Raw genomic sequence first — 18,881 nt, 5'->3', positions numbered from 1 at the left:
TCTAAATGTGCTTCTATTTAAGCCTCAATTATATTTTTTAGCCATTTCTTTTGCTTATATCTTCTTACTCCTAAAATAAATTTATATACTTCTTCAATTGTTATCATAGCATAAACATAATATATTGGCAGTCCAAGTACTATTCCACCTAAAAATGCAAATGGTATTCCAACACACCATACTCCTGTTATATCTAGTAAAAGGGATGCTTTTGTATCTCCTCCACTTCTTAAAACTCCTACTATATTAATTAGATTAAACATTCTAAAAGGAAGATAACAAACAAATACCGTTAAACATCTAGTAATATCAATTGCTATATTGTCTGGAACTGAGAATAAGTTAATTAATGGAGTTCTTATTAATAAACATATTAATCCCATTACAATGGTTAACATAAATTGAAGTACAAAAAAGCTTTTTGAATGCCTTTCTGCATCTTTAATTTTATTAGCCCCAAGCTCATTTCCTAATATAACAGCTGTTGCCGAACTTAACCCTTGGAATATAACAATACAAATCTGCTCAACATTTTGAGTTATTGTAATAGCTGCTACAGCCTCATCTCCCATTCTTCCATAAACTAAAGAATACATAGTTACTCCAAGTCCCCACATAAACTCATTAGCTATTACAGGAGATACTGTTATAAAGTATTTTTTTATAAATTCTTTGTCAAAAGTAACTAACTCTTTAATCTTAGCTGCAGCAGGACCTTTACTAATATATACAACTGCTAAAATAGAAAGACACTCAACTAATCTTGCAATTACTGTAGCAATAGCTGCACCTTGAACTCCAAGCCTTGGAGCTCCAAAGTTACCATAAATAAGTGTATAGTTTAATACCACATTAACTAAAATAGAAACTACACTAATAAAAACAGGTGCCTTCACTTGATTAGTAGCTCTTAGAAGGGAAATATAACAGTTTGTAATTGCTGTTAATGGATAGCTTATAGCAACAATTGCTAAATAAGATGCACCTATTGAAATAGTACCTTCACTAGGTGTAAATATACTCATAACAGTCTTTGGAATAAATAAGCCGGCAAGCATAAAAATAAATGCTCCTGAAAGTCCTATAATTAATGATATTCCAAGAACTCTTCTTATATTTTTAACATCCCTCTTTCCCCAATATTGCGCTGTTAAAATAGATGATCCACTTACAATTCCAAAAAGTAATAATGTAAATACAAAAAACACCTTATTAGCAAGCCCAACGGCAGCTATAGTGCTTTCCCCTAAAGTACCTATCATCATAGTATCAACCAAATTTAATGTTGTATTTAATAGTGCTTGTACTGCAATAGGAATTCCAATAGCTATTGTCTTTTTTAAAAACTTCTTATCTTCAAAAATGCTCTTTAAATATGTAGTCTGCATGTAAACCTCCTATGTCACCTATATGTATTAATAAAAATCAACTATTTCGTTACTAAATAATAACATAATTTATATAAAATAGTGAACATATATAAATTATCTTATATTATTTTAACTCCCAATAAATAAGAATAATACTTTTTAATCTAATAGTCTATACTAGATTTTTATATAATTTATATATCTAGTATAGATATATTGACTCTATATATTAACTATGACTTTTCTAACTATTAGAAATAAAAAAGACATTCAACTCTAAAGTTAAATGCTTTTTTGTATATAATTAATTCTTACACAAAAATTTCATATAATTATAATCCAACTATTTAGGTAGTTTAACATAAATTTTAAACAATCTATCAGAGCATTCAGCATAAATATCTCCATTATGAAGATCTACTATACTTTTAGCTATTGCAAGGCCAAGACCAGATCCAGATACCTCAGAATTTCTAGATTCATTACTTCTATAAAATCTATTAAATATTTTATCTATATCCTCTAAAGATTCTTGCTCTATTTCATTTTCAAAACTTATTAGTACCTCATCTTTTTCTTCAAGGATATCTATTAAAACGCTACTATCTTCTAATCCATATTTCACAGAGTTTGATAGAATATTTTCAAATACTCTGCCTATCTTCATTGAATCTATATAGAAGCTTATATTAGTATATTCATATTTTTTATCAAAAGTTATATGTTTTTTTGCAGCTTCAATATATAATTCCCCTATACTTTGTTCTATTATTTCTATTATATTTACATTGCACTTATTCATAGAAACTGAATTTGACTGAAGCTTAGAATATTCAAACAAATCTCCTATAAGTTCTTTTAACTTATAAGATTTATTTAATGCAGTTTTAGTATATCTTTTTTTATCTTCCTCTAAAGTATTCTCATTATCTATAAGTTGTAAATATCCAATTATAGATGTTAATGGAGTTCTTAAATCATGAGAAACATTGGTAATCAATTCTGATTTTAATTTTTCTTGATTACGCTCTGACTCTATACTCTCCTTTAAGTTTCTAGCCATAGAGTTCATTCCCTTTGCTAAGAATCCTAATTCATCATTTCCTTTTTCAATGATTCTATAATCTAAGTTACCAGATGAAAATTCATTTATTCCTTTACTTAAGCTTCCTATATATTTAGCCTTTCTAAATGAATAAATATATATAATTACTATAGCTGCTATAAAGCTAAGAGAAATAGATAATATCATTTTTATTATTACATCACCACTACCTTGCTCTTTCCATAATAACAAATCGTATTCCTCATTATCTAATCTTATATCATATTTTTGATATAAATTTCTATCATCAACTCTATTGCTAAATATATCTTTTAGTAAATTAATATCAATTCTATCTTGATATACCTCCTTAGATTTCATATATATATTTCCATAGTCATCTATGATAGCTGCATTTATATTATTTAAATCACATACTTTTTTTAAGTACTCCTCATTACTACTATCATTTCTATTGACAAATCTCTCTATTTCGACATAGGATTTATTAAGGGTATTAATAATGATTCCAGTATTATTATTTTTTGCTAAATTAGCACTATATGCTATCCCCATAGCAATTATAAGGAAACTAACTATACTTAATAATAGAAATTCTCTTTTTAAACTTCCTTTAAATATATTTTTTATCCTATCACTTTTCAATTTTATATCCAACTCCCCATACAAGTTTTATAAACCTTGGCTCCTTAGGGTTAATCTCTATTTTTTCTCTTATATTTCTAATATGTACAGCTACTGTATTATCTGAATTATAAAAAGGTTCATTCCATACTTTTTGATATATTTGTTCTGTACTTAATACCCTCCCCCTATTTGTAGCTAACATTTCTAAAATATCAAATTCCCTAGGAGTCAATCTTACATATTTATCATCTACATAAACTTCTCTATTTGCTTTATTAATTCTTAATCCATCAATATAAATTTCTTCACTGCTTATATCTTTTGACTCACTAAAACTAGTAATCCTTCTTAATTGCGATTTTACCCTTGCCACTAATTCTAATGGGTTAAAAGGCTTTATTATATAATCATCTGCCCCTATATTTAATCCTAATATTTTATCAGCATCTTCACTTTTTGCTGATAGCATTATAATTGGCATCTTTTTTTCTTCTCTTATTTTAATACAAGTTCTAATACCATCAAGCTTTGGCATCATTATGTCTAGTATTATTAAATCTATATCTTCTGTCTTTAATTTTTCTAAAGCTTCTATACCATCGCAAGCTAAAACTATATTAAATCCTTCATTTATTAAATAAATTTCTATTATTTCTCTTATATCCTTTTCATCATCAACTACTAAAATAGTCTTTTTATCTTCCATCACAAAACAACCTTTCTTTAATTAAAAAGCTTTATTTCTCTTCACTTTATTTTCATTTATTAAATTATAAATTGAATACCCAGAAAAATAGAAAGCAATGACACTAAAGTGACATAATTATACAAAACACTATTAAAACCATACTAGCATATTTAGTCATCTCCTTCAATTTGTACTCTTTTTCTAATATCAATATTAATAGTATTATTGCTAAACAGGCTGCAATTATAGGTCCCCAAAAAAGAATTCACTACTCCATATTACAGCTAATTGAACCATCATTTATAACTAAAATATCTGCCCATGGTATATTAAATTTAATTAAAGAAACAACATTATAAATACTCTTTTCTTCGTTATAGGCTGAAACAATAATTAAAGTCTTCATTTTGTTAACCTCATTATATAATTATTTATCTATAATCTAATTCTATATTTTAAAATTAAATATTTAGCTTTTAAATTCGAAAGAAGTATTAAAGAAATTATGAAGAATTTATGAAGTATCTACTAACACCTTATAAAATAAAAAAAGCAGATTAACTCCTTGAATAATACAGATAATATTTATATTCATAATAAAGTTACAACTTGATAATTAAAAAATGTTATAATATTTTTATAACACTGAAAGGAGTAATTGATTTGAAAAATACGCTTATTCTTATAGCATCATTTATAATTTTTAGTTTAATATTTAACGGAATAATAAGATATTTAATTACTAAAAACAAACTTAATGTTAAAGCCCCTAAGGAGACAAAAGGAAAAGTTATATGGGTTGTACTTTGTTGTACAATTTACATAATAGGCTATGTTTTAATTGACTTCTTAGGTCTTGGTATTGTTGGCTTTAATATAGCTAGAGGATTCCTACTTGCTATATTAATTTCACTATTAATGCTAAGTACTTATAAAAAGAAGTAATTTTATAAGTACTGCTTAACAATAAAAAAACAAATAATTTTAACTGGGTTGTCTTTTGGACAATCCTTTTTTATTAAATTATATTTCACAAAAAATTTACCTATTATATATTAGTTTCTTATTATATAATAAAGTGATATTTAAATACTTAAGTATACATAGAAAGGAAATCTAATGGAAAAATATATATCAAATATTGTGACTCCTAAAGTTAGTATTGCACCTATGGTTGATAAAACTCATAGGCATTTTAGATATTTTGCAAGAATTCTAACTAAAGAAGCTCTTTTATATACAGAAATGGTAACTGCTCAGTCTATAATAAAAGGAGATAGGAATAAAATCCTATACTTCAGGGAGGAAGAAGGCCCTGTTGCTCTTCAGATTGCTGCTTCAAATCCAGAAGATGCATATAAAGCTGTAAAATTAGCTGAAGAATTTAATTATAGTGAAATAAATTTAAACTGTGGCTGTCCATCTGATAGGGTTTCAGGTAATTTAATGGGGGCAGCATTAATGTCTTCTAAAAATTTAGTTTATGAAATATTATCAGCAATGAAGGAAGCAACAAATAAACCAGTTACTATAAAACATAGGATTGGAATTGATGGGACAGGTATCTTAGAAGATACAAGTAATAAAATTATTCTGGAAGGCTATAATGACCTTTTAGAATTTTTAGATACTGTATCAAAGGCTAAGCCAGACAGATATACAATTCATGCTCGTTCTGCAATTCTTAAGGGATTAAGTCCTAAGGATAATAGAGAAATCCCACCTTTAGACTATAATATGGTTTATAAACTTAAAAATGAGTTTGCTTATTTAAACATAGAAATTAATGGTGGCTTTAAAACTATTGAAGATATAAAGTCAGCATTAACTAAAGTTGATGGAGTAATGATTGGAAGATCTGCTTATGAGGACTGCTATCTTTTAGCAAACTTTTTTAAACTTTATGATTACTCTGAAGGTAAAAAACCTATTTCTAGAGGAGAAGCTATAAAATCATATATACCTTACATAATTGAAGAACTTGAAAAAGGAAGTAGTGTTCATGCATTAGTTTCACCTTTACATAGCTTATTTCAAGGAGTAAAAGGCAGCAAAAAATATAAACAACTTTTATCTTCTTCAAATGTAAAAAAAGATACAATAGTCGATATATTAAATACGATTTTAGAAGAAATTCCTGAAACCATTTTATGGGGAAGGACTAACAATTAACTATCGGTAATTAAAGAGAATACTTCATAAAGTAATGTATTTCAAATTACGAAAAACAAATTACTAACAAGCTCTTTTAATTTTATTTAAATTATTAATTAAATATTACTCAAAGCTCTAAATATGATAGCTTCTAATAATATAAGTAAATCTACTTTTGCTTAAGTGAATTCTAATACTTATAATATTGGAAGCTTTATTAGATTATATATTTAATAATAATAACTTTAACTCACATTTAATAAGAAATTAACTATTTTATGATAGTATAGTAATATATCATGACTTAAGGAGGATATAAATGAAAAAACTTAATATATGTATTGATATCGATGGAACAATAACAGATCCATACTATTGGTTAGATTGTTGCAATAAACATTTTAAGACTAATATTACTGAAAAACATGTAACTAAATATTCTATTTCTGAAGTACTAGGAGTAAGTGAAGAAAGTTACTTAATATTTTACGAAAAATATAAGTATGAAATTCATTCAAATCAAAAAATAAGAGCCGATGTAAGAATGATAATAGATAAATTAAAGTTATTCTCAAACCTTTACTTTGTAACTGCTAGAGAAAAAGACTTAACTCTTTTAACTCATGAGTACTTAAGAAAGAACTCAATTCACTATGATAATTTATTTTTACTAGGAAGCCATCATAAGGTCAGTAAAGCAAAAGAGTTATACTGTGATGTGTTTATAGAAGATAATTATGATAATGCAATTGAACTTTCAGAAGCTGGATTCTTTGTTCTTCTATTAGATACAAATTATAATCAAAAGCCACTAAATAATAACATTAAACGAGTATATAACTGGACAGAAATTTATAAGATTATAAGAAATTTATTATTAAATACAGAAGCAATATAATTTCTATTTTCTGATTCCCTAGAGTTCAAAGTATAAAAAAAGAATCCTACTCTCTTCTAGGATTCTTATATAGGGGTAAATAATAAAAATTAATGAGAAAAATGATTAAATTAAACACATTCCTATTAATCAATTGATAATAATTATCAATTTCTTATATTTATAATACATTCTTATTTTAATCATGTCAATATATTTTTTGTAAATTTTCCAAATTTTCATTTAAGTATTAAATTATTTTACCACTTGCTTTTCTTATGAATAAATTTAATCACAAAAACCAGTTGTAGGTATTATTATAAATATAAATGCTATAACTACTACCCTTTCTAAAATTGAATTTAGTTTTTAACACATTATACTACATTCGCTTAAAGTTTTGCTTCTATAAAAATAAACCTATGAGTAAAAATCTATAATTATTGTAAACATAATTACAAATTTTTGCTCATAGCTAATGCTCTTAATTTTAACACTTTATAAAAACAAATAATAAAATAAGTAATATTTATTTATAATAAAAAAATCTTCCTAGCTAACCTAGGAAGACTATCTTTATATTAAAAGGCCTTAACCATTTTTATTACTCTTTCACCTAAAAGGACTCTATCAAAAATCTTATTATAATTCAGTTTTTCATAGAATTTTGATACTTTTTCATTTTTAGCAAGTAATGATATTCCTTCAAATTCTTCTCTTTTAGCAACTTTTTCTGCATGCATCATAAGCAATTTTCCTATTCCATGCCCTCTTGCACTTTCACTAGTGGCAATATTAGCAATATATAAATTTCCTCTTCTACACTCTCTAAATATCATATACTTTAATGAATTTATTACATAATATAATTTTCCAGAAATTCCTTCTATCTTATTAAACTGTTTTAAATAAGTTTCAATACTTAATTTATCTAATTCATCATAAGGAATTAGTATGATTGCACCAAGTACTTTATTATCTAATTCGGCAACAGTTATATAGTCTGTACTATATCTTGATCCTTTAGTTTCTATTAAGGTTTTCAAATTATCTAAAGTTTCTTCTTTAGATTCTCCCCCTCATACATCTCCAGGGTTTACTTCAGTGAAATAAATTAGATTTGCTATTGCATCTATATCCCTGTAATTGCTTTTCCTAATCTTAATATTTCTGTTATTCATAATTTCAACCTCCCATACAGAATTTTTCATCTGTATGTATTAATTATACGAGAATATATATTATTTTTCATTGATATTTGTACCCTCTTATTAGTATTATTATGCTATAAATGAATTATTAATAATTTTGAAAACATTACGAAAATACTAAAAAAGCCATATATAAATATTTTCCATTATTATATATAGCTTTTCTATATTATTATGTTGATATTTCTTAATTGCTTATTTCTTCTTGAATATTTCTTTTAATCCCAATATCCTTTTCTTTCAAAAGTTTAATTATTAATCCTATAACTATTCCAAATATAGCTGGAACTATCCAAGCTAATCCTTCATTATAAAGAGGAAAATGTGAAATTAGTTCTAGTAAACTATCTTTAGCTATACCTACTTGCCCCATAGCATCAATTACACTTACTACTCCAGTAAATAAAATTGTTAGACCATATACATACTTATTACTTTTAAATATAAAATTGAGCATTGAAAGTACAATAAGCATTATTGCTATTGGGTAAATAGCATTTAATATAGGAACTGATATACTAAGTATTTTAGTTAATCCCATATTAGCAATTAACATACTAAAAACAGTTAATAATCTTACCCAATTTTTATAAGATATTTTATTAGTAAATGTTGAAAAATATTGGCTACATGAAGTTATAAGTCCAACTGAAGTAGTTAAGCATGCTAATGTAAATATTGAAGCTAACAATACAGCTCCAGGTTTACCAAATATGTATGTAGTTATATTAGTTAATGTTTGAGCACCATTTTCTGTTAATCCAAATCTAGCACCACTTGTAGCCCCTAAGTGTGCTAACATTGCATATATAATAGTAAGTAAAGTACCCGCAATTAAACCTGCTTTTATAGATAATGAAACTACTGTTTTATCATCACTTACCCCTCTTGACTTTATAGCTAATGCTATTACTATACCAAAATTTAAAGCTGCTATAGTATCCATTGTTAAATATCCATCTATAAATCCTTTAAAAAATGATGATACTTCATATCCATTAACAGCCACCCCATATCCTCCTAATGGCTTAATAAAGGATCCAATTACCATAACTAAAATTAAAAGTAATAAAGTCGGAGTCAACACTTTCCCCATACGATCTACTAACTTACTAGGTGACAATGATAACCAGTATGCTATAGAAAAGAATATAAGAGTATATATAAATAACGCTATTTTCAGCGAAAAATTTTCAGGTAAATATGGTGCAACAGCCATCTCAAATGGTAGACTTCCGGCTCTTGGAATACCTAAACCTGGCCCAATAGATAAATATATTAAAATAGTAAATATTGTTGCAAACATTGGATTAACTCTTTTAGCTAAATTAGTAAGCCCTCCTGATTTAGCTACCGCTATAACACCTAATACCGGAAATCCAACTGCTGTAATTAAAAATCCAAGCAATACTATCCAAGTTTTTTCTCCAGCTGCTTCTCCCATAAAAGGCGGAAATATTAAGTTTCCTGCTCCAAAAAATAGTGAAAATAGCATAAGGCCAATAAATAATAAATCTTTTTTCGATAAGTTTTTCATATTAGTTCCCCCTAGTGTATTTTTATTAATAAAAAATAGAAATAAACTCACCCTAAATATCTAATATAATTTTAAGCACAAAAAAACCGCCCCTTAAAAACAAGGGACGGAAATATCCGCGTTACCACCCTAATTCTATAACTAGTATAAAAACTAACTTATAGCACTTAGTTACATATCTAACAATATGCTTATCTTTTAACGGTGAAAGACTCCGTCAATGCTTACTAAAATTTCTGCATTGCTTCTCAGAGATGATTTTCAATTAATTTTTGAACATCGGCTTCCAGCAAACACCAACTCTCTGTTGAACAAAATACTAATCTACTTTTTCTCTTCTTAGAATTTTTATTTCCATTATTTACTCATATTCTACAACCAAAACATAAAATTGTCAAATATTATATCTTTTTAACAAACTCGGATTTTAACTTCATAGCTCCAAAACCATCTATCTTACAATCTATATTATGGTCACCTTCTACTAAACGTATATTTTTAACCTTTGTTCCTTGTTTTAATGGTGACGAACTACCTTTAACTTTAAGATCCTTAATTATAGTAACAGAATCTCCATCATTTAATATGTTGCCATTAGAATCTTTTACAACTAATCCTTCTTCTTCTACAGTCTCAGAATTTAAAGTCCATTCATATCCGCATTCAGGACAAATTAAAAGACTTCCATCTTCATAAGTATATTCCGAATTACATTTAGGACAATTTGGTAAGTTTATCATTAATTCATTTCCTCCATAAGTTTAATATTAAAAATTTTAAAATATATAATTATTACATTATATATTTTTATACTTTCATATACTATCATATACATTCTATATTTACAAATATTCTACTAATTTATTCTTAGATAGATACTCTTTATATAATTAATATCTTAATTGGTAAACCTCCACATCATATGCGTATATTTAAATTCCTACTGAAGAAACTATAATAAGAATTAAAAAAAAGGAGATTATTCAAATGAAAAAATTATTAAGAAATTCATTATTAACTTTATTCTTATCAACATTAATCTTTTCCCCATTAAAGGTTAATGCAATAGAAAATAAATATTTCGGAGAGGATTCTATAAATAAAACTAAATGTGATCTAAAATGAAAGAACGTCAGTTATGGATTGAACATGTCTTATGGACTAGAAGTTACATTGTAAGTGCTATTGCAGATTTAGAGGATAAAGATCCTGTTCTACAAAGACTACTTAAAAATCAAGATGATATTGGAAATTCCATAAAACCATACTATGGTGAGGAAGCTGGAAATAAACTAGCTAAGCTTTTAAGAGAACATATAGAATTAGCTGGAAAAGTTCTAGATTCAGCAAAAAATAATGATCCACAATCATTAGAAAAATATAATAAACTTTGGTATAAAAATGCTGATGAAATAGCAGATTTTTTAAGTGCGGCTAATCCTAATTACTCAAATAAAGTTTTAAAAGATATGTTACATAAACACTTAGGATTTATAACTGATCAAGTTACAGCTAGACTTAAAAAGGATTGGAAATCTGACATAAATTCATATGATAAAGGGCAAGAACATATGATTCATTTTGCTGATATTCTCTCTGAAGGAATAATGAAGCAATTTCCTGACAAGTTTAAATAATTAATTAGAGCTGTTTAAATCCAGCTCTTTTTTGCATAGTTACTCCTTACTCCATTTTCTGTATACAACTCTCAGAACAAATTTGAAACATTAAAAAGGTATTTAAAGGAGATTCCTTTAAATACCTTTTATATCTATGCAAAAGCTTTATTTTTGCTGTAAATTCTAAATCCTACATCCTCAATTAAATTAAATAAACCTGAAGTTATAAAATATATTCCTATTCCTACTGGTGCTTTTACAGTAACAAGTATTCCAAATATAATCATTGGTAAAATAGATTTAATAGTTACAGGAGTTTCATTATTACCGAAAATCCTTAAGTATGACATAATACTTGGAGCAACAGTTATTAGTGTATATATTAATGGAACTACAAATTTATTATCTATGCTACCTATATTAGCTACCCATGGTATTAACATTGTTATAGTTTCAACTTTCAATCTATTAATCGACATATATAATCCTGAAATTACTGGTAATTGCAGAAATGGTATTAAACATCCTACAAGCCCTTTAGAGTTCTCCCTATATATCTTATTTAATTCAACTTCTTGCTTCTTTTTATTATTCTTATACTTGTCTTTAATAATTTCTATTTTCTTATTCACTACCAATTGTTTTTTCATTGCTATTCTTTGCTTAATTGAAAATGGAAGCAAAATAAGCTTAACAACTAAAGTTAATAAAACAATAGCAATACCTATATCTCCAGTAAATCCATATAAAAATTCAATTCCATTTTTAAAAATATTAATAATGATGTCCATAAATCCTCCCTATATTTTATATAATTTTCATAAACATCATCATTATTAAAACAAGGTACAATATCGCCAAATATCTATTTTTTCATAAGTATTATATTTATCTAAAGATAAGTTTATAAAGTAATTAAATATTTCTTTATTTATGTAGCTTAAAATAACTTTATTAAAACTTTTCTTACCATTAGAAAAATAACCTTTAAAGTATATAAACAAAAATGTTGTAATACTAAATATAAATATTAAATTCATTAAATATATTGCATCAAATTTCATATATACCTCCTTAAAAGTTATTATTTAACTTATTATAAGATATATTTTATTCTATGTCAATATATGGATTTCGTATTATATTTATTGCTAATTAACATATTTATTTAAGAATGAAAATACTTTTTCATAATAAGTTTCTGGATCTACATCAGGTGCAGCACCGTGATCTGCTCCATCAATAACTAGTATATCTTTTTCACAGTTAGCTGCTTCATATAATCTATATACCATTTCAGTTGGTACATATGTATCATTTCCTCCATGAGTAAATAACATAGGAGTTGTAGATTTTTTTACTTGCTCTAGTGCTGAAGCTTCTTCAAAATTATATTTAGCCCTTATATCAGTAACTATTTCTGCAGCATTTAAAATTGGAAATGGAGGTAATCCAAATCTATTATATAATTCAGCTTCAAACATTTCTTGTACTGAAGTATATCCACAATCTTCTATTATTGCTTTAACATTACTAGGTAAATCCTCTCCTGAAGTCATCATAACCGTAGCTCCTCCCATAGATTCCCCATAAAGAACAACTTGCGAATTACTATCTAAGGATACTATGTAATCTATCCAACGTAACATATCTATTCTATCTAACCATCCCATACCAATATACTTTCCTTCACTATTACCATGAGCCCTCATATCTGGAGTTAATACATTATATCCCTTATTATAAAAGTTTAAAGCTATAGGCTGTATATCTTCATGACTTGATGTATAACCATGGGCTATTATAACCCACTTATCAGTTTTTTCTTCTTGAAAATAAAGTTTCCCCCAAAGATTCAATCCATCCTCTGATAAGATTGTAGTTTCTTCAGTTTTAACTTCTTCTAACCACTTTGAAACATCTTCTTTAGACTTCTCCTTATTAACTACTTCTGCATATGTTTCAACAGATTGAGGTGCATTAGGATCTATATTAGCCTCAGTAATTATCCCTTCTTGTCTTACTAGTGCATAATTAAAGAAATAATTGCCTATATAAGCTAGTCCGACAAACATCACTAGCAATACTCCAACTATTATTGAAATTATTATATTTTTCTTCTTCATAAGTTTCCTCTCTTGTTATCTTTTTTTATCTAATTTTAAACACAAATATTTTGACTGTCAAGATATTTGCAAATCACAACTCATTATAACAGCTACCTCTATTTGAGTTTTCAATTTAATATCAGAATAATTCCTAAGTTATATTTATTAAAAACTTCACCATATACATAAACCACTTGTGATAAGTTACATATATTTAAAATCTCATTGCTTTCAATTGTTTTAGGGCTCTTACCATCTTCAATTAGACTTATCTTGAAATCTTCAATTATTTTACACATCATCTTTACTCCTCTCAATTTTCTTAAATTGAAAAGAGTTAATGCTCCTTGATCAGAAACATTAACTCTATTTTCAGATTTATAATATATATTTATCATCTATCTTAAATTCAGCTGATTTAGCCTTTATTTACAGCTTTTTAGTCTTACTGCCACTCTTATTCACACTTTCTGAAATCTCTCTTTTCTGATGTACTATCGTTGCTTTTTGACATATCTGTCTCAATTGATATATTGCATTTTTCAGCTCTCTGTTCCAGTAGATGATTTTATTATTTATTATCTTTCTTCATTACTTATTACTTTACCAATTATTTATTACTTAATTATCTATTCTTTATTCTTTGATACTCACTTATTATTTCTTATTAATCAATTCTCTCTTATTAATTCTTTACTCTTATTAGTCATTACTTATCTCTTCTTCAATTCTTAGCTTTCAGCTTATGGCTTTAGTGTAATGCTTGTTATCTTGACTATTAAAAATATTGGTATTATTATCTACATTACTATTACCAAGGTAATTGAATGTAAAAAAATATCGACACTATTATAGTATCGACATTTCAGTTGCAACGATATTTTCTTATACTTTAGGTTGAAAGGGGGATAGGTGGTAAAGATTTTAGAAAGTATTTTTAGTTTCATCAACTAGAAATTACTTTTCAATTTTATCTGCCACTCTTCCCCCTTTGCCCCCTATTCACTGCATTATTAAAATTATGAATCTAATTATTTTGTTATTATTAGGTTTACTATACTTTTTAGTTTAATCCATTTATGCAGTTACTTTACTTTGAGTTTTGCAGTTACTTCTAAATAATACTTGTTATTTTTTTCTATACATTCAAACAATTCCAAGCAACCACTTCTATCCTATTAATTTACATTTTTTATAATGATAAAACATTATATGGTTGAGTAACATTTCATTTTTCTTAAAAAAAACTCACAAGCATCTTCTTCTGTATTAAATACCTTTAATCCAGATTTATGACCTCTCTCACTATAATAAACTTGCCATGATTCTTCCTTAACAATACATAATTTTTCATTAGGAAAGCCTCCTATCATTAAAGAGTATAACTCTTTTGGAACTCCTATTTTATTTAATTCTTTTTCCAACTCAACTATTGTCATTTTATTTTACTCTCCTTATTATCCCAACATCTAATAACTCATCTATTATATCTGGTAACACATATTGTATACCGCCACCAGGCTCATTAAACCACGGTGCAATCTCACCAGCCTTTACTTTCATTGGCTTAATAACTTCAAATATACTATATGGTTTTAAACCTGTTCCTGGTGCTAATGCTCAATTTACTGAAACAGTAACCTTTTTAACTTCTTTCACTGAATTATTACAATTATGCAGCAAATCAGCTATATTTTTTGCATCAATAATATATTGAAATTCTATTCATAGTACCCTTTCTCGAATACAATTACTCCTTCTGCTTTTTCTAATGGTTCTTCTAATGCATACGGTGCATATATACCAACTCCATATTTGAATGATGTCAAGCCAGTTTCTTCAATTTCTACATCTTTATCAATCTTAAAAAAATATTCTTCAATATCTTTAAAAGGTAATTCTAATAAATTTATACCATTTAATATAACCTTAGCTGGGCTAAAAAATTCTATTGCCTCGCAAATACCAGAATTTTTGTAATAAACATAGAAATATTCATAAGCCTCTGTTTCGTATTCATCATCTTGAAATTTCTTAAATCGTCTAGGTTCTTCATTTAATACTTCTTGTATATCTTTCTGCTTCATTCCCAACTTAATTGTTCCTACTCCAACATAAGGTTCAATTAAAAATTCCATATTATCTCCTCCTACTTATCTTTATTTAATAATTCGTCTGTGTATTTTTTCATTTGTTCTATTGCCTCATCATATTTATCCTTAAATTTTGAACGTACATCATCTATATCCATTTGTTGAGCTTCTTTAAATTTACCTTGTTCTATTAATTCTTTTTGTTTTTGTCTATACTGTTTTGCTTTCTTAGAACTTCCCCAACTCGCTGTATCCATATGCTCTCTAGTCTCCATCCTAATTCCAGGACCTTTTCCCTTAGAGTATGGACTTATCGAATCTGCTGGCATATGATGGACTTGCCCCCCATTTGCTGGTACATCTTTATATGCCCCACCTAATTTAGGTTCAACCACCCCCTCAATAGATTGGGAGCAACTCTTCATATTAGCCATATTATGCACTAATACTTGCTCTTCACCTACAAAGTAGTTATGATTTTCACCTATACTTAAATTATAGACATAACTTGGATAGCTATTCTTTTCTACCTTCACATCTTCAACTTGTAAGTATTCATTATTCTCACTATATAAATAGTCGCCTTTTTCAATATTTATAGCTGCTGTCCACCATTTATCTTTTACTTTAAACAAATGGCCTGTCGTTGTCTTTATTATATCATTTCCAACTTTTATAATACAAATTTCATTGCTACTTCTTATAAATACTTCTTTTACTTCTCTATATTCTTCTTGTCCATTTTTCTCATTTACAGTTAATACTTTATCCCCTGACTTTATGTCTTTTATACGTATAAGTCCACTTTCTATTTTTACTTTTGTCTCTCCTAAAAAGCATCCTGCCATAATAAACTCTCTGCTCTCTGGATGTATATCAGTTTTATTTATATCAAATTCAAAATCATAGCCTTTTTTATTCTTTATATAATGCTTTCCATTTCCCATATCCATGGTGGTATCTAGCATTTTCTTTGCTGCATCTGGATCTTTTATAGCTTTTTCAGTAAATTCCTTACCTGCCTTTTTACTTGCTTTTTGAGCTCCTTCTTTAGCAATTGCTCCACCTATATCTACAACTTCATCACCATACTTTAATAAGGCTGCCGCTTCGTCTGTATATTTTAAGAACTTAAAGGAATCCCCTACTAATGGTATTATTGCAATTAGGGAAATTCCTACTGCAAGCCAGTCTCCCCTAAAAGCTGATATTACTGCATTTACTAAATCTGCTATATCTCCTACTACTGGAATAAATCCTATTATATCCAATCCCCCTTGAAGAACGTTTAATAATGTATCATACCACTCTGTAGTCTCTATTCCATTTGTATTGCAGTATTCTTTAACTTCTTTCTTAAACTTCTTTGCTAAGCTTTCATCTACCTCTTCTACATTTTCTATAAAAGATTTAAAGTTCCTTATAAAATCTTGAAGTTTATCATAATCTCCATTTACCTCTCTTAATGCAGAGTTTATATCACTAAGCATATTACTATTTCTACTATAATATCTGTTTAAAGATCCAAGCTTCCTTTTTAAGCCCTCTAGGTCCCCTATCTCTCCATCAAGCTCCCTTAAGATTGGCATAAGATTATTTCTAATAAAGTACTTTGCAGCTTCTGTATCGACCATTAACCGCTTCATTTAAATCTCTATCCTCCTTATAAATTTAATCTTTCACCCTTGTTAACTAAACTTTCCATTTCAAATTTAGCTTCATTTAACATTGTATTTAGAAACACAAGTCTTGATATATGTTCCTTTATCCCTTTTTCCCACTCACCATATTCTAATGACATAAATTTTTCTTTCGAATCGCCTTTCCATCCTGCTCCCTTAATTAACTCTAAGGATCTATTGAGCTTTAATAAATTTTCTTCTAGTAAATCAATACAACTTTCATATTCTCTAATGGATGAGTTTAAAACTTCAATATCAATTAAGAATTTCATAAATTTACCTCTCCTTAACTAAAGTTTTATAATATCTTTTAAACTTATTTCATATGCACCTTTTTTTCTTTCATTTATTATTTCTTTTAAGCTATCTACTTGTTTTTTATATTTTTCATAGTCTAATTTCTCTATGCCATGAATTAAATCTGTAGCCTTTTCAAAGTCTTGTATTTCTATTAAAGTCATTATTCTAAGAATTAATGTGTTGATATCATATGGATTACTTAAGCTTTGAATTTTATAAATTCTATATAATTTGTTAAAATAACCTTTCACTGCTTCATCTGTACCAATTTCTTTAAGACATAATCCTTTTATAAGCATTCCATATTTAACGTATTCATTTTTCAAATCATCTGAATTTTCTAAATTATTTAGATATTTTAATGCACTTTTATAATTACCTACAAAGTAATTAAATATTGATAACAAATACAGTAAAGTAATATTATCTTCTTCATATATATCATCACTGCTTAAAAGAGAAATTGCTTCTTGATATTCTCCCTTTATTGCTAATATCCTTGATTTTTCAATGATAAAATCTACATAATACTCACTATCTTCATTTATACCTTGAATAATTTCTTCTGCTTTTTCATATTCTCCTTGGGATATAAAATATTTAATAAAATCTAAGGTTAATGGTGGATACTCATTGAAAATCATCTTTGCCTTATTTAAAACTTTCTGTGCTTTATCATAATTTTGAATATTCATTTCTAATGAATACATTAAGCTAAAGCCATCATACTCATCTGAATTGTTTTCAATCATATCTTCTAAAACCTTTTTACCATCATTAATCATATTTCTATTTATAAATAATGCATACTTTCTATACTTAGGTGCCATATAAAATTTATTTTTCATTAATGATTTATTGTATAGTCTTAATGCATCTTCAAATTTATTTAAACTCTCAAAAACTAGCCCTTTATAAAAGAATACTTTTTCACTTTCATATCCTAATTTAATTGCTAAATTTAGATATTGAAAGCATTTGTCATAATCCTCTCTTTTCTGAAAAAGCGTAGCTAATTTAAAATACAACTCTCCCTTATCAGGACTTAAATCAATAGCTTCTCTTAATTTCTCTATTGATGTATCTATTATTCCTTGTTTTTCATAAATCTTAGCTATTCTTAAAATAATATCCTGATTATCCTTATACTCTTCCTGCAATGATTCTAAAACTTCTAATGCCATATCATACTTCTCAAATCGAACTAATATATCACTAATTTCTATCTTTTCTTCCATTATTCATCCTCCTCATTTAATCTGCTTATTTCATTATCAATTAATTGATCTATTTGATAAATTAGTGAACTGGCATCGCCAACCATTCCATCTATCTTCCCTTTAAGCCTAAAATTTATTCTTTCTATATTTGAACAAATTCTTTGAGTGGAATTACATTTAAAAACATCGTCAAAATAATTAGCTGCATTTCGAATTTTGTTATTTACACTTATTACATCACTACTAGTATTTCGCATTTTAGTTTTAGCTGAACTAACCTCAGACCTATCTTCCCTAAGACATCTTAATTTATAACTACTTCTATACAT

At 27.0% G+C, this 18,881-nt stretch carries 20 protein-coding genes, 2 pseudogenes and 1 other annotated feature; of the genes and pseudogenes, 4 read left to right on the top strand and 18 right to left on the bottom strand.

From position 1 onward, the window contains the following. Window positions 1-17 precede the first annotated feature (17 nt). The 4 genes and pseudogenes from GPX08_RS03295 to GPX08_RS03280 all read right to left on the bottom strand — a co-directional run. Entirely contained in the window at window positions 18-1,388 is a 1,371-nt protein-coding gene (locus tag GPX08_RS03295) for an MATE family efflux transporter (RefSeq protein ID WP_156625376.1), read from the bottom strand. A 325-nt stretch (window positions 1,389-1,713) separates the two neighbouring features. Then, window positions 1,714-3,081 (bottom strand): HAMP domain-containing protein, encoded by a 1,368-nt coding sequence (locus GPX08_RS03290; RefSeq protein WP_156625374.1) that lies wholly within the window; start codon window positions 3,079-3,081, stop codon window positions 1,714-1,716. Then, window positions 3,071-3,769: a response regulator gene (locus GPX08_RS03285; protein ID WP_156625372.1), complete on the bottom strand. Its 699-nt coding sequence runs from the start codon at window positions 3,767-3,769 to the stop codon at window positions 3,071-3,073. Before GPX08_RS03285 ends, GPX08_RS03290 begins: the two co-directional genes overlap by 11 nt. Window positions 3,770-4,040: 271 nt before the next feature. Further along, window positions 4,041-4,157 (bottom strand): annotated as a pseudogene (locus tag GPX08_RS03280) (glycosyltransferase family 2 protein); the annotation flags it as partial. Between the two features lie 257 nt (window positions 4,158-4,414). On the opposite strand from GPX08_RS03280, the gene GPX08_RS03275 reads away from it, so the two are divergent. The 3 genes from GPX08_RS03275 to GPX08_RS03265 all read left to right on the top strand — a co-directional run bounded on the left by GPX08_RS03275 (window position 4,415) and on the right by GPX08_RS03265 (window position 6,803). After that, on the top strand, window positions 4,415-4,696 hold the full coding sequence (locus tag GPX08_RS03275; protein WP_156625371.1) for a hypothetical protein: 282 nt from the start codon (window positions 4,415-4,417) through the stop codon (window positions 4,694-4,696). 174 nt (window positions 4,697-4,870) lie between these two features. Continuing rightward, window positions 4,871-5,923 (top strand): tRNA dihydrouridine(20/20a) synthase DusA, encoded by a 1,053-nt coding sequence (dusA, locus tag GPX08_RS03270; protein WP_156625369.1) that lies wholly within the window; start codon window positions 4,871-4,873, stop codon window positions 5,921-5,923. 301 nt (window positions 5,924-6,224) lie between these two features. After that, on the top strand, window positions 6,225-6,803 hold the full coding sequence (locus GPX08_RS03265) for a hypothetical protein (protein ID WP_156625368.1): 579 nt from the start codon (window positions 6,225-6,227) through the stop codon (window positions 6,801-6,803). A gap of 560 nt (window positions 6,804-7,363) precedes the next feature. On the opposite strand, the gene GPX08_RS03260 is transcribed toward GPX08_RS03265, so the two are convergent. The 3 genes from GPX08_RS03260 to GPX08_RS03250 form a co-directional block, all read right to left on the bottom strand. Further along, window positions 7,364-7,828 (bottom strand): GNAT family N-acetyltransferase, encoded by a 465-nt coding sequence (locus tag GPX08_RS03260; protein ID WP_156625366.1) that lies wholly within the window; start codon window positions 7,826-7,828, stop codon window positions 7,364-7,366. A 352-nt stretch (window positions 7,829-8,180) separates the two neighbouring features. Next, on the bottom strand, window positions 8,181-9,530 hold the full coding sequence (brnQ, locus tag GPX08_RS03255) for a branched-chain amino acid transport system II carrier protein (protein WP_156625364.1): 1,350 nt from the start codon (window positions 9,528-9,530) through the stop codon (window positions 8,181-8,183). A 99-nt stretch (window positions 9,531-9,629) separates the two neighbouring features. Beyond that, window positions 9,630-9,880: a binding site (T-box leader), on the bottom strand. 51 nt (window positions 9,881-9,931) lie between these two features. Continuing rightward, window positions 9,932-10,270, bottom strand: coding sequence for an alkylphosphonate utilization protein (locus tag GPX08_RS03250; protein WP_156625362.1), 339 nt, complete (start codon window positions 10,268-10,270; stop codon window positions 9,932-9,934). Window positions 10,271-10,517: 247 nt separating this feature from the next. Between GPX08_RS03250 and GPX08_RS03245 the strand changes: the two are divergent. Beyond that, window positions 10,518-11,167, top strand: a pseudogene (locus tag GPX08_RS03245) (glycosyltransferase). 134 nt (window positions 11,168-11,301) lie between these two features. Here GPX08_RS03245 and yidC read toward each other — a convergent pair. From yidC to GPX08_RS03190, 11 genes are all read right to left on the bottom strand, one after another. Further along, window positions 11,302-11,940, bottom strand: coding sequence for a membrane protein insertase YidC (yidC, locus tag GPX08_RS03240; RefSeq protein WP_156625360.1), 639 nt, complete (start codon window positions 11,938-11,940; stop codon window positions 11,302-11,304). A gap of 45 nt (window positions 11,941-11,985) precedes the next feature. Then, window positions 11,986-12,213: a hypothetical protein gene (locus GPX08_RS03235; RefSeq protein WP_156625358.1), complete on the bottom strand. Its 228-nt coding sequence runs from the start codon at window positions 12,211-12,213 to the stop codon at window positions 11,986-11,988. Window positions 12,214-12,300: 87 nt separating this feature from the next. Continuing rightward, window positions 12,301-13,275, bottom strand: coding sequence for an alpha/beta fold hydrolase (locus GPX08_RS03230; protein WP_156625356.1), 975 nt, complete (start codon window positions 13,273-13,275; stop codon window positions 12,301-12,303). Window positions 13,276-13,385: 110 nt separating this feature from the next. Further along, window positions 13,386-13,559 carry a hypothetical protein gene (locus GPX08_RS03225; protein ID WP_156625354.1) on the bottom strand — a complete coding sequence of 58 codons (174 nt, stop codon included), beginning with the start codon at window positions 13,557-13,559 and terminating at the stop codon, window positions 13,386-13,388. A 906-nt stretch (window positions 13,560-14,465) separates the two neighbouring features. After that, a complete protein-coding gene (locus GPX08_RS03220; RefSeq protein ID WP_156625353.1) occupies window positions 14,466-14,696 on the bottom strand; it encodes a hypothetical protein in 231 nt (76 codons plus the stop codon). Window position 14,697: 1 nt separating this feature from the next. Then, the gene (locus GPX08_RS03215) at window positions 14,698-14,841 is read right to left on the bottom strand and encodes a glycohydrolase toxin TNT-related protein (protein ID WP_156625350.1); all 144 of its coding nucleotides are present in this window, start codon (window positions 14,839-14,841) and stop codon (window positions 14,698-14,700) included. Window positions 14,842-14,978: 137 nt separating this feature from the next. Further along, entirely contained in the window at window positions 14,979-15,395 is a 417-nt protein-coding gene (locus GPX08_RS03210; protein ID WP_156625349.1) for a hypothetical protein, read from the bottom strand. Window positions 15,396-15,406: 11 nt separating this feature from the next. Further along, window positions 15,407-16,996, bottom strand: a complete 1,590-nt coding sequence (locus GPX08_RS03205; protein WP_156625347.1) for a hypothetical protein — start codon at window positions 16,994-16,996, stop codon at window positions 15,407-15,409. Between the two features lie 17 nt (window positions 16,997-17,013). Beyond that, window positions 17,014-17,304, bottom strand: coding sequence for a hypothetical protein (locus GPX08_RS03200; RefSeq protein WP_156625345.1), 291 nt, complete (start codon window positions 17,302-17,304; stop codon window positions 17,014-17,016). Between the two features lie 18 nt (window positions 17,305-17,322). Further along, window positions 17,323-18,570, bottom strand: coding sequence for a hypothetical protein (locus tag GPX08_RS03195; RefSeq protein ID WP_156625343.1), 1,248 nt, complete (start codon window positions 18,568-18,570; stop codon window positions 17,323-17,325). After that, window positions 18,570-18,881 (bottom strand): hypothetical protein, encoded by a 312-nt coding sequence (locus GPX08_RS03190; protein WP_156625342.1) that lies wholly within the window; start codon window positions 18,879-18,881, stop codon window positions 18,570-18,572. Before GPX08_RS03190 ends, GPX08_RS03195 begins: the two co-directional genes overlap by 1 nt.

This window comes from Clostridium tertium (assembly GCF_902652255.1).
Taxonomy (GTDB): Bacteria; Bacillota; Clostridia; order Clostridiales; family Clostridiaceae; genus Clostridium; species Clostridium tertium_A.
This window is presented reverse-complemented; position numbering and strand designations above follow the sequence as displayed.